At 40.1% G+C, this 25,356-nt stretch carries 20 protein-coding genes and 1 tRNA gene; 7 read left to right on the top strand and 14 right to left on the bottom strand.

Features of this window, described 5'->3' with window-relative positions:
* Positions 1–182 precede the first annotated feature (182 nt).
* Both HO345_RS04050 and HO345_RS04045 read right to left on the bottom strand, forming a co-directional pair.
* Positions 183–3,263: a right-handed parallel beta-helix repeat-containing protein gene (locus HO345_RS04050; RefSeq protein WP_253684057.1), complete on the bottom strand. Its 3,081-nt coding sequence runs from the start codon at positions 3,261–3,263 to the stop codon at positions 183–185.
* A gap of 219 nt (positions 3,264–3,482) precedes the next feature.
* Positions 3,483–3,710 (bottom strand): hypothetical protein, encoded by a 228-nt coding sequence (locus tag HO345_RS04045; protein WP_253684056.1) that lies wholly within the window; start codon positions 3,708–3,710, stop codon positions 3,483–3,485.
* A 359-nt stretch (positions 3,711–4,069) separates the two neighbouring features.
* Between HO345_RS04045 and HO345_RS04040 the strand changes: the two genes are divergently transcribed.
* Positions 4,070–4,468, top strand: a complete 399-nt coding sequence (locus tag HO345_RS04040; protein ID WP_253684054.1) for a hypothetical protein — start codon at positions 4,070–4,072, stop codon at positions 4,466–4,468.
* A gap of 25 nt (positions 4,469–4,493) precedes the next feature.
* Here HO345_RS04040 and HO345_RS04035 read toward each other — a convergent pair whose 3' ends face one another.
* Genes HO345_RS04035 through dxs form a run of 4 tightly spaced genes read right to left on the bottom strand, consistent with a single transcriptional unit; the run spans position 4,494 to position 8,584 of the window.
* Entirely contained in the window at positions 4,494–4,865 is a 372-nt protein-coding gene (locus HO345_RS04035; protein ID WP_253684052.1) for a holo-ACP synthase, read from the bottom strand.
* A 1-nt stretch (position 4,866) separates the two neighbouring features.
* On the bottom strand, positions 4,867–5,826 hold the full coding sequence (locus tag HO345_RS04030) for a CdaR family protein (protein ID WP_253684050.1): 960 nt from the start codon (positions 5,824–5,826) through the stop codon (positions 4,867–4,869).
* Positions 5,816–6,640 (bottom strand): diadenylate cyclase CdaA, encoded by an 825-nt coding sequence (gene cdaA / locus HO345_RS04025; protein WP_253684048.1) that lies wholly within the window; start codon positions 6,638–6,640, stop codon positions 5,816–5,818. The genes HO345_RS04030 and cdaA overlap by 11 nt, the downstream gene beginning before the upstream one ends.
* 3 nt (positions 6,641–6,643) lie before the next feature.
* The gene (gene dxs / locus HO345_RS04020; protein WP_253684587.1) at positions 6,644–8,584 is read right to left on the bottom strand and encodes a 1-deoxy-D-xylulose-5-phosphate synthase; all 1,941 of its coding nucleotides are present in this window, start codon (positions 8,582–8,584) and stop codon (positions 6,644–6,646) included.
* Positions 8,585–8,973: 389 nt separating this feature from the next.
* Between dxs and HO345_RS04015 the strand changes: the two genes are divergently transcribed.
* The 3 genes from HO345_RS04015 to HO345_RS04005 are packed head-to-tail and all read left to right on the top strand — an operon-like array spanning position 8,974 to position 13,395.
* A complete protein-coding gene (locus HO345_RS04015) occupies positions 8,974–9,606 on the top strand; it encodes a redox-sensing transcriptional repressor Rex (protein ID WP_253684046.1) in 633 nt (210 codons plus the stop codon).
* A 1-nt stretch (position 9,607) separates the two neighbouring features.
* Positions 9,608–10,609, top strand: coding sequence for a class I SAM-dependent methyltransferase (locus HO345_RS04010; RefSeq protein WP_253684045.1), 1,002 nt, complete (start codon positions 9,608–9,610; stop codon positions 10,607–10,609).
* A 44-nt stretch (positions 10,610–10,653) separates the two neighbouring features.
* Positions 10,654–13,395 (top strand): DUF3160 domain-containing protein, encoded by a 2,742-nt coding sequence (locus HO345_RS04005; RefSeq protein ID WP_253684043.1) that lies wholly within the window; start codon positions 10,654–10,656, stop codon positions 13,393–13,395.
* A 56-nt stretch (positions 13,396–13,451) separates the two neighbouring features.
* On the opposite strand, the gene ruvB is transcribed toward HO345_RS04005, so the two are convergent.
* From ruvB to HO345_RS03965, 8 genes are all read right to left on the bottom strand, one after another.
* Positions 13,452–14,483 (bottom strand): Holliday junction branch migration DNA helicase RuvB, encoded by a 1,032-nt coding sequence (gene ruvB / locus HO345_RS04000; RefSeq protein WP_253684041.1) that lies wholly within the window; start codon positions 14,481–14,483, stop codon positions 13,452–13,454.
* 7 nt (positions 14,484–14,490) lie between these two features.
* Positions 14,491–15,666 carry an iron-containing alcohol dehydrogenase gene (locus HO345_RS03995; RefSeq protein ID WP_253684039.1) on the bottom strand — a complete coding sequence of 392 codons (1,176 nt, stop codon included), beginning with the start codon at positions 15,664–15,666 and terminating at the stop codon, positions 14,491–14,493.
* Positions 15,667–15,839: 173 nt separating this feature from the next.
* Positions 15,840–17,330, bottom strand: a complete 1,491-nt coding sequence (gene glpK, locus HO345_RS03990; protein WP_253684037.1) for a glycerol kinase GlpK — start codon at positions 17,328–17,330, stop codon at positions 15,840–15,842.
* Positions 17,327–19,957 (bottom strand): bifunctional glycosyltransferase/class I SAM-dependent methyltransferase, encoded by a 2,631-nt coding sequence (locus tag HO345_RS03985; protein WP_253684035.1) that lies wholly within the window; start codon positions 19,955–19,957, stop codon positions 17,327–17,329. The genes glpK and HO345_RS03985 overlap by 4 nt, the downstream gene beginning before the upstream one ends.
* Complete coding sequence (locus HO345_RS03980) at positions 19,954–20,907, bottom strand: glycosyltransferase family protein (RefSeq protein WP_253684033.1); 954 nt, start codon at positions 20,905–20,907, stop codon at positions 19,954–19,956. Before HO345_RS03980 ends, HO345_RS03985 begins: the two co-directional genes overlap by 4 nt.
* The gene (locus HO345_RS03975; protein ID WP_253684032.1) at positions 20,882–22,453 is read right to left on the bottom strand and encodes a spiro-SPASM protein; all 1,572 of its coding nucleotides are present in this window, start codon (positions 22,451–22,453) and stop codon (positions 20,882–20,884) included. The genes HO345_RS03980 and HO345_RS03975 overlap by 26 nt, the downstream gene beginning before the upstream one ends.
* A 27-nt stretch (positions 22,454–22,480) precedes the next feature.
* Positions 22,481–22,840 (bottom strand): hypothetical protein, encoded by a 360-nt coding sequence (locus HO345_RS03970; protein ID WP_253684030.1) that lies wholly within the window; start codon positions 22,838–22,840, stop codon positions 22,481–22,483.
* Positions 22,841–22,881: 41 nt separating this feature from the next.
* The gene (locus HO345_RS03965; protein WP_253684028.1) at positions 22,882–23,292 is read right to left on the bottom strand and encodes a hypothetical protein; all 411 of its coding nucleotides are present in this window, start codon (positions 23,290–23,292) and stop codon (positions 22,882–22,884) included.
* 168 nt (positions 23,293–23,460) lie between these two features.
* Between HO345_RS03965 and HO345_RS03960 the strand changes: the two genes are divergently transcribed.
* The 3 genes from HO345_RS03960 to HO345_RS03950 all read left to right on the top strand — a co-directional run bounded on the left by HO345_RS03960 (position 23,461) and on the right by HO345_RS03950 (position 25,255).
* Positions 23,461–24,003, top strand: coding sequence for an FKBP-type peptidyl-prolyl cis-trans isomerase (locus tag HO345_RS03960; RefSeq protein ID WP_010697639.1), 543 nt, complete (start codon positions 23,461–23,463; stop codon positions 24,001–24,003).
* Positions 23,985–25,061, top strand: coding sequence for a Gx transporter family protein (locus HO345_RS03955; RefSeq protein ID WP_253684026.1), 1,077 nt, complete (start codon positions 23,985–23,987; stop codon positions 25,059–25,061). Before HO345_RS03960 ends, HO345_RS03955 begins: the two co-directional genes overlap by 19 nt.
* A 122-nt stretch (positions 25,062–25,183) precedes the next feature.
* A tRNA-Gly gene (locus tag HO345_RS03950) sits at positions 25,184–25,255 on the top strand.
* The last annotated feature ends 101 nt before the right edge of the window (positions 25,256–25,356 follow it).

Raw genomic sequence — 25,356 nt, 5'->3', positions numbered from 1 at the left:
TTTTTTATGCATCGATTACAAAAATCTTTTTCTATATGCAGATAGGCTGCCTATACTTATGCAGATAGGCCGCCTATACTTATGTAGGTAGGCGGCCTATACTTATGCGAGTGGAGTGCCTACCCTTATGTGAGTGGACAGTCTACCCTTATGTAGGTAGGCTACCCACCCACTGCAGCCCGTTAAGGCTCAACAGTCGTCAAAAAACCAGTTGAGGCGACATACCAAGGAATACCATCTTTCGGCGTTACCTTAAACTTTTTGTAGTTTTGCGGTGTACCCGTTATTATACTGCCGTCAAGCACTTGCACGGAGGAATCGTAGACATCAGGCGTAATGAGTGCCGCTGTACCGCTTGTGGTCAACTCACCGGAAAGGTATATATTACTGGACAAGCCCAAATACACATCGTTGTTTTCGTTAACTTGTGTACCGCCTTGCATATTTAGTTTTCCGTTTCTTCCTACATATATGCCGTTGCCTAACATTCTTGCCGTGTTGCCTAAAATTTTCACACTCTTTATTGCCGTAAAATCTTGCAGTGTCAGGGAGCAATCACCACCGACATAGATACCGCCGCCAAAGCCGCTGTCTTTAAGGTTGTCCGCTTTGTTTGCATCATTTGGCTCCGTACCGCCGATGATTCCGCCTTTGATTGTTATGTAGGAGGCAGGGTTATTAGTGGAAAGAGCTTGACTAGGCTTGAGCTTACTTGCGTAGATTGCGCCGCCGAAAACCGCCTTGTTGCCCCTAAAGGTACAGTCATTTATGGTAACAGTTGAGCCGTATGCACAAATGGCACCGCCTTCCATTTGGCTTACATAACTAGGGTTATTAGGTAACTCCTCCTTGTTGCCCTTAAATATACATCCGGTCATTATAACGGTTGCTTTTTCAGCATACAGGCCGCCGCCGTGGTCTGCCATATTACCTATAATCTGTACGGGCCTTCCATCGGATTTTTTTTTCAGTGTCAAGTTGCAGCCCTCGCCGACATAGATACCGCCGCCGTAGCTGCTTCCCTTTGCTATGTTTGCATCTTCATCTCCCGTGCCGCCGATGATTCCGCCTTTGATTGTTATGTAGGAGGGATTGGTAGAACCGTCATTCTTTATTGCAGCGACGGCACCGCCGTACTTCGCCTTGTTGCCGGTAAGGGTGCAGTCTGTTATGATAACATTAGCACCATCAAGTGCACAGACGGCACCACCGTAGCCGGCTGTGCCTTTGAGTGCGTTTATGTTGTTCTTAAAGATGCACTTTGTTATGGTAACATTACTTGGTTTAAATGCGCAGACACCGCTGCCGTCCTTAGCCTTGTTGCCCGTAAAGGTGCAGCCTTCTATGGTAACATTCGCCGTGCTAACCATGCAGACGGCACCGCCTTTACCAGTTTCCCCATCGTGCACGCCGTGGACACCATTGGTTAAGATCATGTTTTTATCAAAAATACAGTTTTTTATGATAACATTCGCCGCCTGAACTGCATAAACGGCACCGCCTAAGCCGGATGATCCCGTGTTCGTGTCATATGAGGCAACATTGCCGTCAAAAGTGCAGCCGGTCATAGTAATGGTTGTGCCTGAGCCGGCGTATATGCCGCCGCCTGAGTTGGCTGCATCGTCTGATCCCAGAGCCCTTCCGCCTGTAAGTTTCAGTTTTTCAAGCGTAAGCTTTTTATTGTTTGCCACATTAAAGATGCGGCATTTAGAATCGGCATTAATAACTGCATTTGCATCAAAACCCTTTATTTTAACCTCTCGGCCCACATTTATTTGTTCGTAATTCTTTATGGTTTGTACGCCTATGGTTATGCTGCTGTTTTGCGCTTTTATTGTGTTTTTTATGGTAATCTCAGGTTCATTTTCGTATTCGACGGCATATTTTAGCTTAGCCCATGCGTTAGGTTCGTTGCCGTCAATTACCGAACCCACTTTCCGTTTCAGCTCGTAGTAGACGAATCTTTCGTTATCGCCAAAGCCCGGCGTCTTTTTTGCATTAAACTTTACTTTATACCTTATTGTGTCTCCTATGTCGGCGGGTGCAGAAAGCCGTATAGTTTTTAGATGGTTATTCGGACTTGCCGTTTCTTCTCCGCTTTTTATTAACTGAGTAGTAGGATTTTCTTTCCAAATCCAATATAAAATATTTACATCTTCATCTGGGGTTTGGCACCATACTTCCAATTGCACACCGTCCCCGTCACAGTTTATCTTGTATCGATCTGAGAATGAACCGGTTCCGCTTGAGTGAGGAGGAGTTGACAGTACCTCTATATCTCCGATCTTTCTTATACAAGTGCTGCCCTGAACTTTATTTGAAAGGAGGCCCGCCTTATCGCTGAGCCATGCCTCGTATGTTTTTAACGCAGATGAAGTAGAAACCTCGACATCCGTTTTAAAATATATGAGCCAGTCACCTGTAGGGAGTGGGGGCGGTGTACCCTCACAGTCCTCTGCGGCCAACTGAGTTGCACCGGATAAGAACTTGTAGCTGTCCGTCCAGTTAATTTTTTTATTGGGAAAATCTATATTGGATACGGTGTAATGAGCTGCGGATTCATCTTGTTTTACGATGTGCAGCTTTTCTATGTCTTCATGTACATAATGCCCTGCTGTTGCCGATTGTTCCATGTTCTTTGCTTGGAATATAAGCACATAGTACCATTTTCCTCCTGCATATGTTTTCCCCACGCCCTTGTAGTCAAAAGAAGGAGCTGTGTTCACCTTTAGGTTCAAACTAAACTTCTTATTGAATTGTCTGCCGTCTGTTGACTTGAGTGTAATTTCGGGGCCTATGTCGGCAGTTCCCCATTCGTGCTTCTTCAAAAAGGACGATTTATATTTAAGCTTCAGTGCCTGCTTATCCGGTGTTTGCTCTAATGTATAATCATTGTCTGCACTGTATTTAGGCTGATGATCTGCATCAAATCCAGGAAAACGGATAATTTTTTGCACATCTAATGCCGAGGATGTAGAAGAAGGCATAACTAGGCTGAATTTTTTAGGATTTCGCAAGTAAATCGTAACCGTTACAGAACCATCCGACAACAAATAATTATTCGACGGCACACATATCACACCATCATTACTTATTAGGTAAGGCTTAGCAATATCAATATCATAACCTGTAGGGACAACTTCCGCAGCCCAATAGCTTAAAAAATCTTCAGGGTCATCCAAAAACTGTTTACAAGTTGTAAATAATACGGCAGTTGTCAACACTGCCGCAACCATAGTTAAAATCTTTAAAAGTTTTTTCATAAGTTAACTCCTCTTTTAGGGGGAGAGAACACCCCGTTCAGAGCAGGGTTTTCTCTCCCCCTATGACCCCCTCTTTTTCCCGCGCTGCCAAAGGGGACACCCCTTTGGAAACCCCAATAAGATTTTGTTTTTGGTGAATTGTTCCAATCTGTAGAACATACTTTTTTATGTGAGAAAATTTGGTTGTGGGTGATTGTTTTATTTGGACACAGGAAGCTCTCAGCTGTGAAGCTGTGAAGCTGTGAAGCTGTGAAGCTGTGAAGCTGTGAAGCTGTGAAGCTGTGAAGCTGTGAAGCTGTGAAGCTGTGAAGCTGTGAAGCTGTGAAGCTGTGAATTTTGTGCCGATCGCGGTTTTATGTCAAGTGCTTTGCACGGTGCTTTTGCAAAAATTTTTGCACTTTTTTTGTGAGAATTTTTGTATCTGCTATCGGTATACATTTCCTTCATTATAGCACAGTATATCACAGTTCATTAAATATTACAATCTTTTGAAGAAATTTTGAGCATTTTTTTTTATTTAACCGCAAGGGACGCAAAGATCGCGAAGATTTTTTTATTAATTTACTATTTTTTTCAAATAAATCTTACAAATATAATGGGGAGGTATGATAAACAGTTCGGCAGGAGTTCAGCCTCACTGTTTATCTGCCGACATCCATGGCGGACTTTGAACATCTTATCCTATAACTAAGTATCTTTGCGTAAACAACCTTTAAATTTCGCTCAGAATCTTTATTTCCTAACTCAACCAACGGATTGGCCAGAAACTTTGTAATAATGCGGGATTCCAAAGGACTGCAAGACCTTTGGCAGCGCGAGGAAAAGAGAAAGGGTTAAAGGGGAAGGGAAAAACCACCGCTCTGAACGGGGGGTTGTCCCTTCCCCTTTCAGAGGTTATAATAAATTCGGAGGCTTTTAAAAGTACAGAAGATAAGGATTTAAAAGAATTTTTAGAATATCTTAAAACAGGTAAGGCAAAAAATGAATTTACGAGGGAGATAGAAGCTATGATACAAACAATAAAAGAAAACGAACAAGCAAGGCAAGAATACAGATTAATGTCTACTTTTGAAATGGACGCCAGATATAAGGGAGCTTATGACAAAAGTATAGAAACAGCTAAACTTATGAAAAAGCGAGGTTATCCAATTTCTGAGATTTTGCTGATGACAGGCCTTCCCGAAGCAGAAATTGAAAAATTATAGTTTATTGCCCGCTATTTATTACCAATCACCCTTCGATTATAACAACGGCGGCGGCGGTTGTTTTTTCGTGAGTTAGTGAAAGATGAATATCGGCCCCGCCCTTTTCTTTTAAGGCTTGAAGAGCTGTGCCGGAAAGTTTTAAAAAAGGCCGGCCCGTTTTATCGTTTACAACGGCTATATCTTTTAACTCTATACCGGTGAGGCCTGTTCCAAGGGCCTTTCCAAAAGCCTCTTTTGCCGCAAAGCGGACAGCCAAGGACCGGACTGCACCATCTCCCTTGGAAAGCACATATTCAAGTTCTTCTTTATTAAAAAACCTTTCAAGGAGCTTTTTATCATTCAGCCATTTTTCGAGACGGGAAACTTCAACTATATCTATACCGAGACCGAGTATCATCTTATTCGGAAGGCTTTGCTTCTTTTATCTTGACTTCAAACTGAATATTTTTAGGATTTGCATCTATAAGAGAAAGCTTTCCAGGAATGACGGCTTGAACCGGCAAGCTGTACACGCCGGGCTTTGTTATATTGCTGCAGTTTACCCTCAAAACATTTTCAGGCGGAGCCCATGATGAAATTACGGATTTAGCACCTCTGACTGTTACATTACCGGCAGATACATCTGAAACAATCTCAAATCTTTCATCTAAATTATCAAAATATAAATTAACTTCGCCATAGGTTTGAACACTTACTATTTCCCGTATCTTAATCGAATAGGCAATTCTGGAAGTTCCTATCACGGAAACAAGAGGATTAGACGCAAATATATCTACATAGCCTGAAAATCCCGTTTTGCGGTTATCTATTTGTACACTGTTTGTCAGCATTTCTTCAATTTGAGAAACGGCAGAGTGAGGGCCCTTTATTTCTACTGTAGCAGGATCCACATCTCTTTCATAAACCTCATAATTTTCTGCCGGAACGCCACCCAGATTTAAGCGGACATTAACCCTCTTAGATAAACTCTCCTCAAGAGTTAATTTTATATCGGAAGGGTCAACTTCAACCTCAAAATCCGTAACATCAGACGCAAAGCCCTTTAGTTTAGCCTGTATGGGGATGCGGTACTCTCCGGGATCGCTGATTGCTGACAAATCCATGTAAGCCGTTATATGCTCTTCCATAATCGGGGCTATTACGGTTGAATCTCCCCAAACCGAAACTTTAACCAGTCTCGGAATATTCACAGCCGGAACCAGATCTCCCGAATTTTCTATAACAAGAGGAGCATAAAAATATTTTTTTTCTAAAAGGCTGCCCTTATATAACTGTACCAAAACTATGGCAAGGGCAAAACTTATAACCTTTGCAAGCCAGTTTTCCGCTAAACGGTCAAATATTTTTCTAATTTTCATCTTGTAAGGCCTCCGCTAAATCCAAAGATTCTTCTTGAGCAAAATATTTTTTTATTTCCAAAAGCTGCTCAAGCTGGGCTACAACTTCATCCGCACTTAAATCGTAATAAAGATGGGAATCATAGGCAAGACTCAAGGCTCCTGTTTCTTCGGATACAACAAGAACTACTGCATCCGTTTCTTCGGAAACACCTATTGCCGCCCTATGACGGGTTCCAAAGCTCTTTCTTATATCCTGCTGTTCCGAAAGAGGAAGAAAGCAGCCGGCAGAAATTACCATTCCGTTTTGCACAATGGCAGCTCCGTCATGAAGAGGGGTATCATGCCCGAAAATCGTAACCAAGAGGCTGGATGAAAGCCCTGCGTTAAGCTTTGTTCCTGTATCGATAATATCCTTTAAATTATTCCGGCGCATAAAAACTACCAACATTCCCCGCCTTTTATCGGATAAGATTTCGGCAGCAGTAACAACCGAGTCGATATGGCTGTGGTTTGAGTGCTTTCCGGTTCTGAGCCAGTTGCTCTGTCCTATCTTTAAAAATATTTTACGAAGTTCGGGCTGAAATACGATGGCTACGCCTATAACAAGACCCGGTCCCAAGGTATTTAAAATCCATAAAAGAGTTTTAAGATTAAAAATCATGGCAACAGCATAAATGACCAATATAGACATTGCACCCTTTATAAGCTGAATTGCCTGAGTTTTTAATAAAATTTGATAAGCCTTATACATCAAAAAAGCGAGTAAAAGCACATCAAAAACGGGCCTTAGATATGAAGAATAAAAAGCCGTAATGTTTCTAATAAATTCCATATCCTAATTCTCCTTTACCGGAATAGAGGTAGAAGCCGAAACGGTATGAGTTTCGGTAAAAAGCAGCTCTGCTGCTTGTACTATGTGTTCAGCCGATACACCTGCACCCTTAAAAATTTCGGAGCGGGTACCATGGGGGAAGAACATATCTTCAAAAGCCAATACCGCAGTTTTTTTATTTTGAAACCCGGTCTTGTTGCTTCCAGACCTTAAAACAAGGGATTCCAAATATGAGCTTAGACTGCCTATCTTCATACCGTCTTCTACAAAAAGAATGTATGAGTAGTCTTTTGTAATGTTTAAAAAATAGCTTTCGTCTATAGGCTTTGCAAATCTCACATTATAGATATCCGTAAAAAGGCCCTTATGAGCAAGAATTGCAGAAGCCTCTTTAACTTCATTGTACATTCCTCCGGTACAGGTTATTAAAATGCGGCTCTTATCGGAATTCTTTATAAGTACACCCCGTCCTTTTTCTATACTTTGAGAAAATTCGGGGATTTCTTTCGGACAGTCGGCCTTAGGATACCTTATTGCTATAGGATTATCCTGCATAAGAGCCCAAGAAAGCATTAGGTCCAACTCTTTTTCAGATGCAGGACAAAGAATTGTCATATTGGGGACAGGACGCAGCAGGGCTATGTCAAAAAGCCCCTGATGGGTTTCTCCGTCGGCCGGAACGGGGCCTGCACGGTCTATAGCAAAAATCACGGGCAAATTTTGTATTGAAGTGTCATGTATAATCTGGTCGATTGAGCGTTGTAAAAAGGTACTGTAAATTGCCGTAACAGGCTTAATTCCGGCTGAAGCGAGGCCTGCTGCAAAGGTAACGGCATGGCTTTCGGCAATACCTACATCAAAAAATCTTTCAGGAAATTTGCTATGAAATAGAGAAAGGCCTGTCCCCGATTCCATTGCTGCCGTTATAGCTGCAATTTTCGAATTCTTTTCGGCTTCTTTTACCAAAGCCTTTCCGAAGGCTTGCGTAAAGGTAATCGCATCTTTTTTTTCTACCTTTCCATCGGAAATGTTAAAGGGCCCTATCCCATGAAAGGCAGCAGGATTTATTTCCGCCAAGGGATAGCCCTTACCCTTTATGGTTTCTACAAGCATTACAACGGGGCTGTTTAATTTTTTTACGTTTTTTAAAACCTTTTCAATTTCTCTCATATTGTGGCCGTTTATGGGGCCGACATATTCAAAACCGAAATCCACAAAGATATTATTCTTGTAGAATATTCCCTTCATTCCTCTTTTTAAACGCCAAATTATGGAATTAAGTTTGTTTCCCACAAGGGGGATTGAGCCCACAGCCTTATCAAAGAGGTACTTAAAACGCTGGTAGCCTTCATGAACCGTAAGGCGGCTCAAGTACTCGGAAAAAGCTCCCGTATTTTTGCTTATGGACATTTTATTGTCGTTTATTATAACTATTAAATCTTTTTTTAATTCTCCTGCATTGGAAAGAGCTTCAAATGCCATTCCGCCGGTCATAGCACCGTCACCTATAACGGCTATAACCTTTCCGGAATCCTTGTTTAATCTTTTTCCTTCAAGAATACCTAGGGCTGCAGAAATTGAAGTTGAAGCATGGCCGGTATTAAAGGCATCGTGAACACTTTCTTCTCTTTTTGGAAAACCGGAAAGGCCTTCCCAAAGGCGTAAGGTAGAAAAGCGGGATTGCCTACCTGTTATCATTTTATGCGTATATGACTGATGACCGACATCCCAGACAATAGCATCATGGGGACTTGAAAAGACCCTGTGAATCGCAAGCGTAAGCTCTATTACACCCAAATTACTTGCAAGGTGACCGCCGTTATGGCCTACTACAGTGAGAATTTCTTTTCGTATTTCCACAGCGAGGTCTTTAAGTTCATCATAAGAAAGGAGCTTTATATCCTCGGGGCCTTTTATTTTACTTAATAAGCTGTTTTTTGTCATTATATTCCGCTCAAATCTAAAAAAAAGGGGCTTCAAAGCTGAGCCCCCCTTCCGTTTAACCGAAAGCTATAGATATTTGAACAATTAGGGGTATACCCTCCCAATTTATTTCTTGTTCTTATGTCGATTCTTTCTAAGCTTCTTCTTTCGTTTATGCGTCGACATCTTCTTTCGTTTTCGTTTTTTTCCGCAAGGCATTCCGGCTCTCCTTAAATAAAATAGTATAGAATCAATAATATTACAAAATAGAGAGCTTGTCAAGACTAATGCCCCATTTTTTACCGGATAATTTAAAATCATCTGCAAGTCTTTCTACGGACTTCCTTGACATTGATAAGTATTTGAATGTAATATCATAGCATAAATACTTTTATTTTGAGAAGGATGCTATGGCAAAACAAAAAGTACCGGCAGCTCCATCTGTGCGGAGGCTGCCTTCTTATCTTCAACTTGTAAAAAAAGCTGAAGCCGATAAGCTGGAATATATATCGGGAACGGTCATTGCCGAAGAATTGGAACTTGAACCTATTCAGGTAAGGAAGGATCTGACAATTACAGGAATTGTAGGTAAGCCCAAAAAAGGTTATCCCGTCAAATTACTGATAACGGCCATCGAAAAATTTTTAGGCTGGAATAAAGAAAAAAGAGCCTTTGTAATAGGGGCCGGAAGTTTAGGGACAGCTCTTTCAGGCTACCAAGGTTTTAAAGAACATGGGCTGGTCATTTGTGCCGCCTTTGATTCAGACAAAAGAAAAATAGGAAAAGAAATTCATGATCTTCCTGTGTTTGGAATGGATGAATTGGAAAAAAAAGCTAAAGAATATAAGCCCGAAATCGCTATTTTGACGGTTCCTTCAAAATATGCTCAAGAAGCCGCAAACGCCATCGTAAAAGCCGGAATCAAGGCAATTTGGAATTTTACAAATATCAAAATCACCGTGCCCGATAATGTTATAGTCCAAAAAGAAGATTTAAGCTCTGGTTATGCAATGCTCGGCGTTATGATAAATATCAAAAAATAAGATGCAAAAAAATCAATATCAGGCGGAGCTTTTTAAAAACCGCCTTCAAAAAAGATTTAAACATTTGTCAAAGTGGGCAAAACGGGAAGGTGTTTTTGCTTACAGATTGTATGACAAGGATATACCTGAAATTCCTCTTGCAGTAGACATCTATTTTGCCGAAACAGACGAAACGGAAAAAAGAGCCTTTTTGCTTATCTATCTTTACAAAAGGCCTTACGAAAAATCCCAAGAAGAAGAAAGGGAATGGCTTTTAGAAATTGAAGAAGCGGCATCCTCAAGCCTTTTAATACCTAAAGAAAGAATTTTTATAAAATTGCGTGAAAAACAAAAAGGAAAAAGCCAATACGAAAAGTCAGGCTCAAGTAAAAATCTTATAAGGATAAAAGAAGGAGAATGTTTTTTCTACATAAATGTAGAAGACTATCTTGATTCAGGCCTTTTTTTGGATCACCGCCCTGCCCGTTCCATGGTTTTTAAAGAAGCAAAAAATAAAAAAGTTTTAAACCTATTTTCATACACGGGAAGTTTTTCGGTTCATGCGGCAAAGGGCGGAGCCGCCTCAGTTGATTCGGTAGACCTTTCAAATACCTATCTAAATTGGGCAAAAGAAAATTTAAAATTAAACAAGCTCGGCGATGAAGAAAAAAACCGGCTTATAAAAAGCGATGTAATCCTTTTTTTAAAAAAAGCAATCGAAGAACAAAAAAAATGGGATTTAATTATCTGCGATCCTCCTACATTTTCAAATTCAAAAAGTGCGGATATTTTTGATGTAAACAGAGATTGGCTAAACCTCTGCCTCCTCTGTCTAAAAGTGCTGGCAAAAAACGGAAAACTTTATTTTTCTACCAATTCCCAAAAAATAAAATTCGATGAAGCAGAGCTTATCAATTCTTCCAAACAAAAGATAAGGATAAAAGACATAACAAAGGTCTCAATCCCCGAAGACTTTAGAAATCAAAAAATACATAAGATGTGGATGATTGAATATTCGGAATAGTTTTTATATTGACATATTAAAAGTCTTTTGCTAGACTCATAAGTATGAAAAGACAAGCTATTTTTTTTAAATGTATTTTTTTGATTATTATTCTTATAAGTATTTCTATTTCATGTAAAAAATCTCCATCCGAAAAAAATGAGTCTGCCGATGAAATTACGAAATCCGTAAACTTAAGCGAAACCGCCAAAGAAGATAGGTCTTCAACTAAAACGGATGAAGAAGCGCCCGAAAACGAAAATACTCCCGCCATCATATACAACTCCGATTATGAAATAAGACATAATCCCCCAATGAATATATATTTTGAAACGGAACAACCCTTTCCATCGGCCCATAAAAAATATTTAAACGAAAGCATGACTTTTAAGGCCGTACCCGACCAATATGTAAAAGCAAAAAGAACGGCAGTAGTAGGGAGCGATGTTTGCTATTTTTATCCTAAGATTTCTTTAAAAACCGATGCCGATTTAAACAAATTAAAAAAAGGAACTTTAATCCCGTTCGGCACTATCCTTGCCATTGATGAAAAGCCGATCGAAAATGAAGACAAAACCGAACACGGAACAAGTCTTTTCCATTTTGAAGAAAATCAAAATTGGTTTTACACCACAACTTGGTTAGGAAAAGAAGGAATGGTTTTCGGATCCGACTTGGAAGGCTTGGATGCAGATCCTGAACAAAACAAGATTACGGCTCTCTTATACAAAACAAACGGAGTTTTTGACAGTTTTTACCCGATTACCGGTTATAAATACCTTTCCGAAGAGCAACAAGAAACTCTAATCAAAGACAAACTGATTTTCCAAAAAGTAAGCAAAAATGAGTACTATCTTGGCACGGAAACCCCCGATGATATGATATCCCTGTATCAAAATTACGGCGTAAATTTGCGGAACAAAATATCTCCCAATAACGAGAAGACACCCATATTTATTACGACAGACCTTATATCTCATTCTAAGCACTTAATATTCGATAAGGCTATGCAAGATATTGAAGAACAAATTTTTATAGTCAGATTAAAAGACTTGACCGATATTTTTTTAAAGGAACTGGAAAAAGTAAACACGGAAAATTTTATAACGGCGCCCGAAGAAACAAAGACAAAGGCCATTCTTTATTTTCAAACGGCTAAGGCCTTACTTGAAACAGCACCCATAAAAAAAGAAAACGAATATTCTCCAAGCTCACAAGTGTACGCTTATGAAGGAACCGACAAAAATAAAATCTTAAAAAAATATCCTAAAGCTGTTCAAGAAGAAGTTGAGCTGATATTAAACGCAGCCGGAACTTCATCATCGCCTGTATTTACTTTTGAAAACGGGAAAGCAATAATTCAAGATTACAGCCGCTATATTGTTCGGGGCCATTATACAAAAAACGGAATTCTATCAACTTATTTTAGAACAATGCTATGGTTTTCTTCCATCGATTTTCCGATGACAAATATAAAAAACATATCCGGTAAAAATTTTGAAGCGGTTTCCGAAATGCAGGCTATAGGTCTTTTAATTGCGGAAATAACAAAATCGAACCAAACAATATTTACAATTTGGTCGGATATTTATAACCCCATAAGCGATATAGTAGGTTTAAGCGATGATCTTTCTTTTTATGACCTCATACCTTTTTGGAGAAATTACAACATAGAAGATTTTAACACATGGGTATCAAATGAAGATAATCTGATGGAATTTAGAAATAGGGCCGAACAAAATTTGAAGAAACCTTTTATGAATTCGTCGGCAATGTCATGGAAACTTTTCGGGCAAAGATTTGTTTTCGATTCTTATATACAGGAAAAGGCAACTTCTCCAAATGTCGAAGACCGCTTTATACCATCAGGCTTGGATGTTATGAAAGTTTTAGGGTCTAAAGCTGCCGATAAAATTTTGGCCTCATCTGAATATGAAAAATATCCGGGCTTAAAAGAAAATTTAACACGGCTTCAAAACGATCTTATGACTGAACCGGAAAAAAAATTCGGACAAACATATTATTCAACCGTACTAAATGAAATTGCAGTACAGGCTCGTTTTGAAAAAGGATCCGGTTTTTACTTTACCGAAAGCGAAGCATGGAATAAAAAAGCCCTGCTTTCGGCACATGGAACTTGGGCAGAACTTAGACATGATACAATTTTATATGCGGTAATGGGATGTGCAGCCGAATGCGGAGGGGACGGAATTGAAAGGCCGACTTTTAGAACAAAGCCGATACCTGAACCGATTCATTACATAGAACCTAACCTGCCTTTTTGGAAAAATGCAGCTTTATCGATCAGGTATTTTGCTTCGATAGTCAAACAGTATAAACTGATAAGACCGGCTTCTATAGAGAGAATAGAATCTTTTGCTGCCATATGCAATAAAGCAGCTTCAATAACCGAAAATGAAATTCAAAATAAAAACATATCATTGCAAGACATACGCTGGATTCCTACGATAGCAAACGAGCTGGCAAAATTGGTTCTGGAATTTACACACGGCTATGTTGATGATAAGGATGAACTAAAAATGGCACTGATAGCTGATGTCTTTAAAATCGGTTCAGTAAGTCTTCAAGTCGGTACGGGAATTCCCTACAGAATATATGTTCCATTAAACGATGCCCAAGGCGGAAAAAGAATTGCCGTAGGATATTGCTTCAGTTATTATGAATTTCTACAACCTTCAAACGACCTATATACCGATAAAACATGGAAAGGCCTTGTATATAATTACGGCGAATTAGAAGATAAAAAACCCGAATGGTCAAAAAATATTATGATGCCCGCCGAATAAAGCGGATTATGATTGAGGCGGGTTATCTCCCTTAATCGAAAAGCCTGGCCTATTCCCTAATCGAAGAGGCCGTCTTGCCCATCCCCTAGTTTAGGCGGATTTAAGCCGAGGTGTTCATATGCTTTAAGCGTAACCATGCGGCCGCGGGGAGTGCGCTGGAGGAGGCCGGACTGGATAAGGTAGGGCTCATAATAGTCCTCTAAGGTATCCTGAGACTCTCCTATAGAAATTGCAAGGGTTTCGGCGCCGACGGGGCCGCCCGAGTAATTTTCGATAATGGATCGGAGTATCTGCCTGTCATAGGTTTCAAGGCCGAGGCCGTCGATGTTTAGCTGCTTTAGGCCTGCGGCAACCGTCATCTCGTCAATCGAGCTTTTGCCGGCAACTTGGGCAAAGTCCCTCATACGCCGCAATAAGCGGTTTGCAACCCTTGGAGTTCCGCGGGAACAGCGGGCTAAGGCAAGGGCAGCCTTCTTTTCTATTTCTATTTCGAGGATTGAAGCGGAGCGGCTTATAATTGAGGCAAGCTCCTCATGGCTGTAAAATTCAAAACGCTGCACAATACCGAAGCGGCTTATAAGGGGACTTGAGACCATACCGGCTCTTGTGGTTGCTCCGACAAGGGTAAAAGGCGGAATCGGAATACGCACGGTTCTGGCTCCCGGCCCCTGCCCTATTATCCAGTCAAGTTCATAGTCTTCCATTGCGATATAAAGCATCTCTTCAATGGCCGGCTTTAAACGGTGAATCTCGTCTATAAAGAATACGGAGTGTTCCGTCAAGGTAGTAAGAATACCTGCCAGATCCTTGGGCTTATCTAGGGCGGGAGCCCCCGTAACCTTAAAATCGACACCGAGCTCGTTGGCCGTAATTTGGGCAAGAGTTGTTTTTCCCAAGCCCGGCGGGCCTATCAAAAAAAGATGATCTAAGCTTTCTCCCCTTTCGCGGGCAGCCTTTATAAAAACGGAAAGATTTTCTTTTGCCTTTGTCTGCCCCTGAAAGTCGACAAGAGAGCGGGGACGAAGAGCTCTGTCCTTTTCGTCCCCGGCCTGTTCTTCGGGACGCACTACCTCAAAATCATCGCTCATATTTTACTTAAAGAGCTGCCTTAAAGATTGCATAAACATCATCGGCTCGAAGTTCTTGAAAGCCGTAGATAACTCCGTTTTTACCTCGGTGAGCAACAGCGGCTTCAGCCATTTCTTTTAAATGCTCCTCGCCTATTCCCGCTTCCCTCAATGTCATCGGAATGCCTAGAGATTTAAAAAAGTCCGAAGTACACTCGATTGCCTTTTCGGCCGTTTTATAAACTTCTTCTCCTCTTGGAAGGCCCCAAACATTTATACCGTAATCTGCAATCTTTTTAACGGTTTTATCGTTTAAGCAATGCCTCAGCCAATGAGGAGTTAAAATAGCAAGCCCCACTCCGTGAGTGATGTCATAAAAAGCACTCAGCTCGTGCTCCATAGGATGAACAGACCAAGCCGTTTTTTTACCGTCACTTAAAAGACCGTTTATAGCCCATGTACCTGCCCACATAAGGTTGGAGCGGGCTTCATAGTTTTCGGGATTTTTAATAGCCAAGGGTCCGTATTCGATACAGGTTTTTAAGATACTTTCTGCAAACCTGTCTTGAAGATATGCCCCGTCATTTAGGCTAAAATAACACTCGAAGGTGTGGCTCATAATATCGGCCGTACCTGCGGCTGTCTGATTTTTAGGAACGGAATAGGTGTATTCGGGATCAAGAACCGAAAATTTCGGAAGAAGGGGCGGAGCTCCGAAGCCCAGCTTTTCCTTCGTTTTAAGGTTTGAAATAACGGCCCCGCAGTTCATCTCGGAACCGGTAGCAGAAAGAGTAAGTACCGTTCCTATCGGTAATACATCTTTAATTTCGGCCTTGCCCGTAATCAAGTCCCATGCACTTCCTGCATAATTTACACCGGCAGAAACAGCCTTAGAGCAGTCGATGGTGCTTCCACCTCCGACAGGTAGAATAAAATCCAGCTTGTGTTCACGGACTATCTTTATTCCCTCTTCCACTTCTTCAATGCGGGGATTTGGCGAAATACCGGAAAGCTCCTTATAAAAGATTCCGGCTTGATCCAGTTTTTTAATGATTGTATCATAAAGCCCCATTCTTTTAATACTTCCGCCTCCGTAACATAGGAGAACTCTTTTTCCGTATTTGAGAATCTCAGGTACGAGGTTCTCAATACTGCCCTTACCGAATAAAATTTTAACCGGCACTTCAAATTCAAAATTATACATAACATTCCTCTCTAAAAACTTTTTGCAGGAAACATTAGTTTCCGAAAAAAGTTTTTTCAAGCGGTTTGTTTACAAACCGCATACGATAAACGATGTTTGCCGTTTACGGCAAACTCGAAGATAAACAGTGAGGCTGAATTCCTGCCGAGCTGTTTATCGTACCTCCAAAAACTTTAGGCCCATTTCATTGAGCGTTCTACAGCCTTTTTCCATCCGGCATAGAGAGTCTTTCTTTTTTCTTCTTCCATATCCGGCCTAAATTCCCTTTCGATATCCTGTATCCGTTTTATTTCGCCCTGTTCTTTCCAAAAGCCTACGGCAAGACCTGCAAGATAGGCAGCTCCCAAAGCCGTCGTTTCTTTTTCGTAGGGGCGTAAAACAGGCACATTTAAAATATCCGACTGAAACTGCATTAAAAAATTATTGGCACAAGCTCCGCCGTCTACTTTAAGCGATTTTAAGTTTATCTTGGAATCCTTTTCCATAGCATAAAGGACATCCTTTGTTTGATAGGCGATGGCTTCCAAGACCGCTCTTACAATATGCTCTCTTTTTGCCCCCCTTGTCAAGCCCAAAAGAGCACCGCGGGCATACATATCCCAGTAGGGTGCACCCAGACCTGAAAAGGCGGGAACAAAATAAACTCCATTTGTGTCGTTTACAAGCCCTGCATAGTATTCCGTTTCGTGGGCAGTATAGATAAGTTTTAACTCATCTCTCAGCCATTGAACTGCAGCACCGGCTATAAAACTACTTCCCTCCAAGGCATATTTTACACTATTATCTATACCGAAGGCAATAGTCGTAAGAAGCCCGTTTTCTGATTCTATTATCTTTTCTCCGGTATTCATTAACATAAAGCAGCCGGTTCCATAAGTGTTTTTTGCAGAACCTTCTTCAAAACAGGCTTGCCCGAAAAGAGCAGCCTGCTGATCACCTGCAGCCCCCGCAATCGGAATCTTAGCTCCCCCGAATGTATGCTCATCGGTATAGCCGTAAACATAACTTGAAGGTTTGACTTCGGGCAGCATAGATTCGGGGATATCCATAGCCTTTAAAAGCTCCTTATCCCATTGCAGAGTGTGAATATTAAAAAGCAAGGTGCGGGATGCGTTTGTATAATCGGTTACATGCACCTTACCTCTGGTCAAATTCCAGATAAGCCAAGTGTCGATGTTTCCGAAAAGAAGCTCGCCTTTTTCGGCCAGAGTTCTTGCTTCGGGTACATTATCCAAAATCCACTTTATCTTGGTTCCCGAAAAATAAGCATCTATTATCAAGCCGGTTTTTTTTCTGATAGAATCGGAAAGGCCTTTTTCTTTAAGAGCATCGCAGATATCGGCGGTTCTGCGGCACTGCCAAACTATGGCATTATAAACGGGACGGCCTGTCTTTTTGTTCCAGACAACGGTTGTTTCCCGCTGGTTGGTAATTCCGATTGCAGCAATCTCTTGGGTGGAAACTCCGCTTCTTTCCAAAACTTCGCGGGCTACACCGCTTTGCTTTCCCCATATTTCCATAGCATCATGCTCGACCCAGCCCTGCTTAGGAAAAATTTGAGAAAACTCCTGCTGGGCAGTTGCAATTTTTTTTCCGTCTTTATCGAACAAGATTGCCCTGCAGCTCGTAGTTCCCTGATCAAAGGCTAAAACATATTTTTTCATTTTATATCCTCCAGTCTTCCCTGTTTCATTGCATAAACTTCCATACTGTCTCCCAGTTTAAAAAGTTTACTTATAGCCATGCCTATGGCCATAACTATGTTCCAAAGTATTCCGTTCTTTTTAAGATTTTTACACCACTTAAATCTTTCAGGATGATGGCCTATCGAAACAACCTTTAAAACTTTAAAGCCGTACAGATTGAGTTGATCCTTTACGGTTTTTGCATCCCATATTGAATAATGGTCGGTAGGACTTTCTGCAAAAAATTTATAGGGCGAAAAAGTTCCCGTAACACCGGAAAAGTTTGGAGTTGAAAAAGCAAAAATACCGCCCGGCATTAAAAGATCGTTTACTTTTTTTAAAACGGAATCCAAGTCCCTAAAATGCTCGATAACAAACCACATAGAAAGGGCCGCAAAACCTCCGTCTTCAATAGGTCTTGAAACCGATTCAAATCCGTTTCCCGTCATTCGTTTTTGGTAAATATACTCATAGGTTTTCGGGAGAATCGGAAAAGCCGAAACAAAGGCCGGCAGCTTTAACTCGTCCGTTACATATTTTACGGCGGCTTCCGAAATATCGGTTCCGACGGCATACCAACCCGAATATTTTGCAGCAAGGACAAAGGGGCCGTAGGCACAGCCTACATCCAATATTTTCTTTTCACCGTCAAAAATACTGTATTCCCTTTTTTTATAAAAAATATCTATATAAAGTTTATCGATAATTTCCATTCGGCGCATACCCTGCTTTCTTATAGACTCAAAATCCTCTAAGTAGGTTTTACCGTATTGGGCCTTGTACTCATCAAAAAAATAAGTTTTGGTATATTGTTTTGGAGGACTTATTATAAAAGAAATATGGTACATTCCGCACTTTAAACAATGTGCCATAGTCCTATCGGGAGTTCTGGCTGTAATTTCGGAGGTACCGTCTTCTCCGCAAATAGGACAGAGATACCGTGAACCGAAAGACAAATTTTTTATCAGAGAAGATAAATTCTTTGATTCAGAATAAGGCGTAATAATCTTAGGTATTTTAATTCCATGAGAAAAGGCATTAGCAAAGTCGGTACTGGAAGGTATCCCTGCAGGAAGAGATGTAAAGCCGGCTGCTAAACCTAACTTATAATGATAGTCGGTAGGAGAAACCAAAAGCACATAGCATCCTGCAGCCAAGGCTTCAAAAGCCGTAAACCCGTAATGGGTTACAACCAAATCCCATTCATAAAGCCGTTCTTTTAAATTATCGATTCTTGAAAAAGCTTTAACCTTTCCTTCAAGCCGTTTTATATCTTCAAAGCTTAAATTTATATCTATTGCAGAAACGTCGAATTTTAAGGAGGCTAGAATTTGTGCAATAGGAAGGGTCATCCTATAAGAATTTTCTCCGCCGCAAACTACAAGAACCTTTGTTTTAGGCGGATCTAAATGGATACGTTTACTTTTTTGCAAAGTTTTTAATGGAAAATATTTTTTTCGATTAACGGGAAGAGAAATAAATTCCGGTGAAAAAAGATTATAAATCCATTCGGAGCCGGAATCATCATCAGACGAACTTACATTTTTAAGTGAAGGTAGTATATCCAAAATAAAATCGGCAAATCTTCGGCCGGTGCCGCCATCGTCAATTGCGATAACAGGCCCCCTATTCTTAAAAAAAGCCATCTCATCTTCAGATGTTCTAAACCTGTCCAATACGATTAGAGCCGCTTTTTTGGGGAACTCATTTACGATTATTTCGGAAGGAATGGAATCTAAAAGAGATTTTGAAAAATTAGGATAATCCGACTCGGATATATAAATCAAACATCTTAACTTTCCTAAAAGAGCTCTCGTTAAATCGCAAACCCTGTGCAAATGTCCGCTTCCCCTGCCCGGAGTAACCGAGGGACAAAATACAACCAACCTATCGGCATAACTTACAGCCTCAACTATGTCGGCAGGCGTAAACGGAACCGTCTTCTTATTTGAAATTAAGTACTTATAAATTTCTTTTGCTTTTTCATAGTCTTCGGCGGTATCAACGGTAGTCCGCAGTTCGGGATAATACCACACAGGCGGAGCTGTCTCTCTGACACATCTATATTTATCGGAATGGCCGTAAATTGCAGGAGACACATGCTCATGAGCGTATTCGTCATCGGTTTCGGAAGCGGCTTTTAAAAGAGAATCGGCCTTGATAATTTCTATACCCGATCCGTGCGGAAGACCTGTGTAAGTAAAATAATCGGGGTCTCCCAATTCAAAATAACGGCGGATTGAGGCTTCGGCAGCTTGCACAAAAAGAAAGGGATTATCGGCTGTAACCCTGATGACGGCCTTTAAAGGTCTATTCGGAAAATTGGAATTTATAAACTCAATGGCATCACAAAAACGCCTTAAAACATCTTCTTCGGAACCGTCAATACAAAGATAACCCAAGGATTCGGCTATGGGCTGAAATTCTTTTTTTGAATTGGTATCGCAGGCCAAAATAAAATGTTCGGCAGGTAATTCTCTAACCGAATCCAAAACCCTGTATAATATAGGCCTGTCACCCAAGTCCAACAAAGCCTTTCTAACCAAACGCTTGGAACTTAATCGAGCTTGAACAATTACGGCCGTTCCTTCGTATAAACCAATCATACGCTGGGCTCCCATTTACAAATTAAGTCTTGAGGTGATTTTACAAAACGGTATTTGTTTATATGCACCCAGTCTTGTACAGCCTTAAAATATTTATAGGCCTTAAAAGGATTTAAGCCTGACCTTATCGCATAAGAAAAAAATAAATACCAAGGCAAGCCCCCTCCTTTTTTACCTACAATAGGCGCTAAATTTTTTAAGTAAAATTTTATATAAGAATCATCTGCGGAAATATCTTCAAGGGGACAAGCTCCGGCATATTTCATTTTATATAAATTTGAAATAAGAATCTCCATACCCCATAGATGGGCTCTAAATCCGAAATCCAAATTTTGCCAATAAGGATTTTCTATAGTGTAATCAAAGCCTCCCATCTCGATAAATTTTTCCCGATTATAAATACCGGCAAAATCATACATATAAATTGTATGAGTTAAATCTTTTCTGCACAAAAATTGTTCCGTCGAAAAATCTCTGCGAGTAAGAGAAGGAACAATTTGAACGGGAATGAGAGCATTTTTTTCATCGATTAAAACCGGAGCTACACAGATTACATCCGATTGGGTAAGGGTATCTATCACGGTTTCAGGAGAGGCTGAAGATGACAAAGCCATATCGTTCCACAAAACCATAACATAATCCGAAGATACCTCCGAAATACCGAGATTAATCATCTCCCCTGCAGTAACCTTTTCAAGCGGAAGTAAAAATTTTACTTCAGGGAATTGAGAAGACAAAGCCTCTACCTCAAACCCCCGCTTTGAGCTGTCCACAAAAACTATTGAGTTAAAACCTAAATCTATCAGGTTTTGAAAAAGAGAAGAAAGATAATATCGGGCACCTCGGTTTAATACCAAAACGGAAACAGGAGCTTTAAAATCGCCTGAACTTTTTCCTAAAACCGTATAAGGGATTTTCCGTTCATTAAAAATTGTAGGTATAGTATTCATCGCAGGCTCCGCACAAATCTCCGTATCTGCATTCCAAATGCTTCTTATATACCTCGAATGTTTTTTTACGGATTGAGTCTAAGCTGTCCGAAAAAGCATTTCCTAAAATATTATTTCTTTTAACATCTTCTTTGCAAAGAGGCACCGAGCCGTCAGCCAAAATATACATATCCCTTTTTAAATGCCAGCATGGATGTCTATTAAAAGGCGATAAGTCTGCAACTCTTTTATCTTCAAGCAATTTACAAAAGGTATCGTATTTTTGAATAATTACATTAACACCCAAATTTTTCCAAAAACGATAAAAGGGCTCAACCTCTATCTCGTTTTCTTTCATCCGCATAATTTGAGCCCATACGGCATCGGGAAAAACTTTTTTTAAACTGTCGGTAAAAGTAAGAGCCTGTTTTAATTTAATGTTTGCCTCATCTTCGGAAAGGCCGTGCACCTTAGCATACATTCCTGAACTGACCGCATCAATACATACAATCCAATAAACCGGAAGCATCTTGTTTTTTCTTTTGGGAGAGACATAAATAACTTTTTCAAGCCTATCTATAAATGATGAAGGCCAATATAAACCGCAAGTTTCAATCAAAACGGATAACTTCGGAAACGACAAAATTTTTTCGATTACCGAAAGGCAATCCTGATACATTGAAGGCTCTCCAAAAACCGAAAGAGAAATTACGGCATCATCGGAATATTCTGCAATTTTTTCGATAAGAGAAAAAAGAGCAGCCTTATCCATTTCTTTTTTTTCCGCAAGCCCTAAAACCTCATTCGGCTTATATATCGATTTTAAAGGATAGGAAGAATTTATCTCAATACCGTAATATGCAGGAAGAGTAAAAAGCTCCGCCTTTTTTTCTTCAATCAGTTTTGCATAGTTTTCAGCATTTATGCCTGCAAAGCGGCTGCATAAAAGAGCATTCCGTTTTGAGTCGGCTGCAAAGCGGAGCCTTAGATGCCTTAAATCGAAGGGGGCTATCATAGTTTCAATATCATAGCTGTTTATTTCTTTTTTTATCGTATCAAAAATAAAAGAGCGCTCAAACAAAGTTTCATTTTCGGAAAGCTTTGCAAGAATAGGACAAAGGCCGGATGTAAGAATTTCAGGGATAAGGCCCTCAGGGTATCCGTCGGCAAAGCTGTATTCTGCCCTGTATTCCAAATGCTGCTTAAAAAGTTTTTCCGTTGCATTTAAATCGATAAAAGACTCATCACCATGCAAAAAGAAAACATTTTCAAAACCGGAAGATTCCGCTTCGGCTTCTTTTGCAGCCTCGGAAAATATGGCTTGCGGACTTATTTTTTCCAAAACCTTAACCTTCCACTCTATTTTTAGCTCATCCGATTTTATATTTTTTAATATGGAAACGATAGAGGCTTCACAAGAAGCGGAGGTTAAAATAATAATTTTTTTGCAATCGGGAAAGGCCGCAGCCGCACGGAAAGAGGCTTCAAATGGGATGATGCCGCTTTCGAGTTTTTTAAACGAATATTCCGAAATATCATAGGCGGATAAAACAGCAAAAGACTTCATAGCTCCTATATCGGCAAAAAAAGGCCTTTATTTTAATTTTTTAGCCGCAGTCAATACTTTTTCTTTAGAAGAATAAAGTTGAACACTTGACCTTTGAATCCAGCCTTTTCCTAGGTTTACCCAAAGAATCTGTTCTCCATCTTCTTTTACAATCTCGAGCCCCTCAACGGGAAAAACATCCAGTTTTCGGGCGTGCGAGACGGTTATGCCGTCATTTCCCGGCTTATCTAAAAGAGAAACATAGGTTTCGATTATTAAGGCAAAGCGGTTCGCATCGTTCATAGCCGAATCCGGCGGCAAATCCAATGTCTGCAAAGCATCTTCCTTTGAACAAGACAAAAGACTTAAAAAAATAAAAAATAAGAAAAAAAGAGCGGACCGCTTCATAAATTAAAACTCTATTACCTGTAAATCCAAATACGGCAATATTAAAGAAAGATAGCCTTTGAAAATAACAGGTGTAGGACGGAAGAAGCCAAACATACATAACCGATTATTTCGTCATAATTTTTTACTAAGCCGAAAAAATCCGGTAAGGTAATATTTGAATTGGACTCCAAATATCTTCCTAAAAATACTATCGAACCTGCAAGTCCTGCAACAACGGGTAAAAAATCGCCCAAGATTACTATATTGGTTCCAATAGGACTTAACATTTTTGAAATTGCCGTAAACCCGGAAAATATTGTAAGCAATAGCAAAAAGGTTGCGTCCCTTAAAACAGGATATCTATTTTCACGGTCAGCCGGCTCATCACCTCTGACAGTCTTGTCAAAAAATACAAGAATAAGTCCCATAATCAAATTTGTTGTGATTGAAAGAAAATAAAAAGGTAACATTTTGTCCTCCGGTACATTGTTGAATCCTGCAATAACTGCATTAGATTAAGTTTAAGTCATTTTATATAAAAAATCAAGGGGTAAACTTAGGTCCGGAATCATGAAAACTTAAGGATATCTTAATCGGTATTAGTCTTGATTTTTGTTTATAAAATATGTATTATCTTTATGATGAAAATAGAAAAAGACACAACAGTCAGTTTGGAATACACACTGAAAGATGCTAACGGCGAAGTCCTTGACTCGTCCGATGTAATGGGTCCATTGGAGTATATCCACGGATATAATATGATTATTTCAGGCTTGGAAAAAGCCCTTGAAGGCAAAGAAGAAGGAGCCGAGTTTAAGCAGGTTGTTCCTCCTGAAGAAGCCTACGGCGAAGTCTTTGATGACATGATAGTAGAAACAACCAGAGCTCAGTTCCCTGAGGGTGTAAAACTTGAAGTCGGTATGGACTTTGAAGCAGGTGAAGGTCATCACGCCCGAATTGTAAGAATTACAAAAATAGACGGCGACAAGATTACCATAGATGCAAATCATCCGCTGGCAGGAGAAACCCTCCACTTTGATGTAAAAGTCTTATCGGTAAAAAAGACCACCGAAGAAGAATTGCAGGCTTTGATGCAGCAAATGTCCGGAGGCTGCGGATGCGGGTGCGGTCATGAATATGACGAAGACGCTTGCGGCTGCGGATGCTCAGGTTGTCATTAAAAGCAAAAAAGGCGGATTCCCTTATTCCATTGTTCGGAGGATTTTGTTTTTTTCTTTCGGCAATCGAGATAATGATACCCAAGCCGGTTCCTTTTTTTAGAATCGGCTTGGCCAATCTGCCCATAATTTTAGGCATAGACCTCTTCTCTTTTCCGGCCTTTGTACTTCTTTTAGTTATAAAGGTTTTAGGTCAAGCCCTTATTTCGGGAACTCTTTTTTCCTATATTGTTCTTTTTTCCGCAATCGGAACATTTTCCTCGGGGCTGTTAATGTATGCCATGAGAAAAATTCCGCGAAAAACAATTTCTTTTATGGGGATAAGTTTGGCAGGGGCCTTTGTTTCAAACAGCCTGCAATTTCTTTTAGCAGTCTTACTCATGTTCGGAAAATCGGCTGTCTACGTAATTCCGCCCGTGTTTTCTTTAGGCACCTTAACGGCCTTATTTTTAGGCTGGTTTGCATCCGAATTTGAAATACAATCCGTCTGGTATCAAAGAGTAAAGGCCGAAAGATTCGATTTTGTCCCTGATAATTCACAAGCGGTAAGACATTATAAGAGTGAAAACGAAACTGAAAAAACAAAAAGCCGGACTTTAAGAGACAGGTATCTTAGAATAGGTTCGGGTATAAGCCTTTTTTTAATCTTACTCTTTGTGCCTTTTTTACCGGTACAAGCCCTTGTTTTGGGAGCTGCCCTGATTCTTTGTGCAGCCGACAGACAAAAACTTAATTTTTTAAATTTAATCTTTATGTTTACGGCAATTACCGTTTTCAACCTTTTCCCACCCATAGGCAAGATAATTTTTAGCATAGGAAGCATAGATATAACTCATCAAGCCCTACTACGCGGATTTGAAAAAGCTATTGTGTTGTTAGGAATGATATATATATCGAAATGGATGCTGAAAGCAAAGATGAATTTTAAAAGCCGAATAGGAAAATCAATACAGGAAGCGTTCAGTGTCTTTTACAAATTATTATCGGTAAAACACGAAATCAAACCCAAAATGATAATTCCCACCATAGATTCGGTTTTATTAAGCATAAACAGACTTTAAGGCAGCCAAGCTCAATAGATTTTTTCTGTAATAGCCCGCCTTTGTGTGCCTACAATTTTTATGTTTTTTTTAAAAAAAAGTATTGACATAAATTTTAAAAATCTATATAATATCCGAGTCTTGCGGATGTCGTATAACGGCTATTACCCCAGCCTTCCAAGCTGGAGACGTGGGTTCGACTCCCATCATCCGCTTATCTTACAACTATATATCCGGTCTACACTTATATATTTTCAATCCGTAATAAGACTTTTCTTTTTTTGATGGACTGTCGTATAAAATGCCGCACGTTTTT

Source organism: Treponema denticola (assembly GCF_024181645.1).
Classification (GTDB): domain Bacteria; phylum Spirochaetota; class Spirochaetia; order Treponematales; family Treponemataceae; genus Treponema_B; species Treponema_B denticola_A.
The sequence above is the reverse complement of the archived record's forward strand: the minus strand, read 5'-3'. Positions and strand labels throughout refer to the sequence as shown.

Coding starts and splice junctions, on each gene's coding strand:
- HO345_RS04050 (WP_253684057.1), bottom strand. CDS start 3,263: ATGAAAAAACTTTTAAAGATTTTAACTATGGTTGCGGCAGTGTTGACA.
- HO345_RS04045 (WP_253684056.1), bottom strand. CDS start 3,710: ATGAAGGAAATGTATACCGATAGCAGATACAAAAATTCTCACAAAAAA.
- HO345_RS04035 (WP_253684052.1), bottom strand. CDS start 4,865: ATGATACTCGGTCTCGGTATAGATATAGTTGAAGTTTCCCGTCTCGAA.
- HO345_RS04030 (WP_253684050.1), bottom strand. CDS start 5,826: ATGAAAATTAGAAAAATATTTGACCGTTTAGCGGAAAACTGGCTTGCA.
- cdaA (WP_253684048.1), bottom strand. CDS start 6,640: ATGGAATTTATTAGAAACATTACGGCTTTTTATTCTTCATATCTAAGG.
- dxs (WP_253684587.1), bottom strand. CDS start 8,584: ATGACAAAAAACAGCTTATTAAGTAAAATAAAAGGCCCCGAGGATATA.
- HO345_RS04015 (WP_253684046.1), top strand. CDS start 8,974: ATGGCAAAACAAAAAGTACCGGCAGCTCCATCTGTGCGGAGGCTGCCT.
- HO345_RS04010 (WP_253684045.1), top strand. CDS start 9,608: ATGCAAAAAAATCAATATCAGGCGGAGCTTTTTAAAAACCGCCTTCAA.
- HO345_RS04005 (WP_253684043.1), top strand. CDS start 10,654: ATGAAAAGACAAGCTATTTTTTTTAAATGTATTTTTTTGATTATTATT.
- ruvB (WP_253684041.1), bottom strand. CDS start 14,483: ATGAGCGATGATTTTGAGGTAGTGCGTCCCGAAGAACAGGCCGGGGAC.
- HO345_RS03995 (WP_253684039.1), bottom strand. CDS start 15,666: ATGTATAATTTTGAATTTGAAGTGCCGGTTAAAATTTTATTCGGTAAG.
- glpK (WP_253684037.1), bottom strand. CDS start 17,330: ATGAAAAAATATGTTTTAGCCTTTGATCAGGGAACTACGAGCTGCAGG.
- HO345_RS03985 (WP_253684035.1), bottom strand. CDS start 19,957: ATGATTGGTTTATACGAAGGAACGGCCGTAATTGTTCAAGCTCGATTA.
- HO345_RS03980 (WP_253684033.1), bottom strand. CDS start 20,907: ATGAATACTATACCTACAATTTTTAATGAACGGAAAATCCCTTATACG.
- HO345_RS03975 (WP_253684032.1), bottom strand. CDS start 22,453: ATGAAGTCTTTTGCTGTTTTATCCGCCTATGATATTTCGGAATATTCG.
- HO345_RS03970 (WP_253684030.1), bottom strand. CDS start 22,840: ATGAAGCGGTCCGCTCTTTTTTTCTTATTTTTTATTTTTTTAAGTCTT.
- HO345_RS03965 (WP_253684028.1), bottom strand. CDS start 23,292: ATGTTACCTTTTTATTTTCTTTCAATCACAACAAATTTGATTATGGGA.
- HO345_RS03960 (WP_010697639.1), top strand. CDS start 23,461: ATGATGAAAATAGAAAAAGACACAACAGTCAGTTTGGAATACACACTG.
- HO345_RS03955 (WP_253684026.1), top strand. CDS start 23,985: ATGCTCAGGTTGTCATTAAAAGCAAAAAAGGCGGATTCCCTTATTCCA.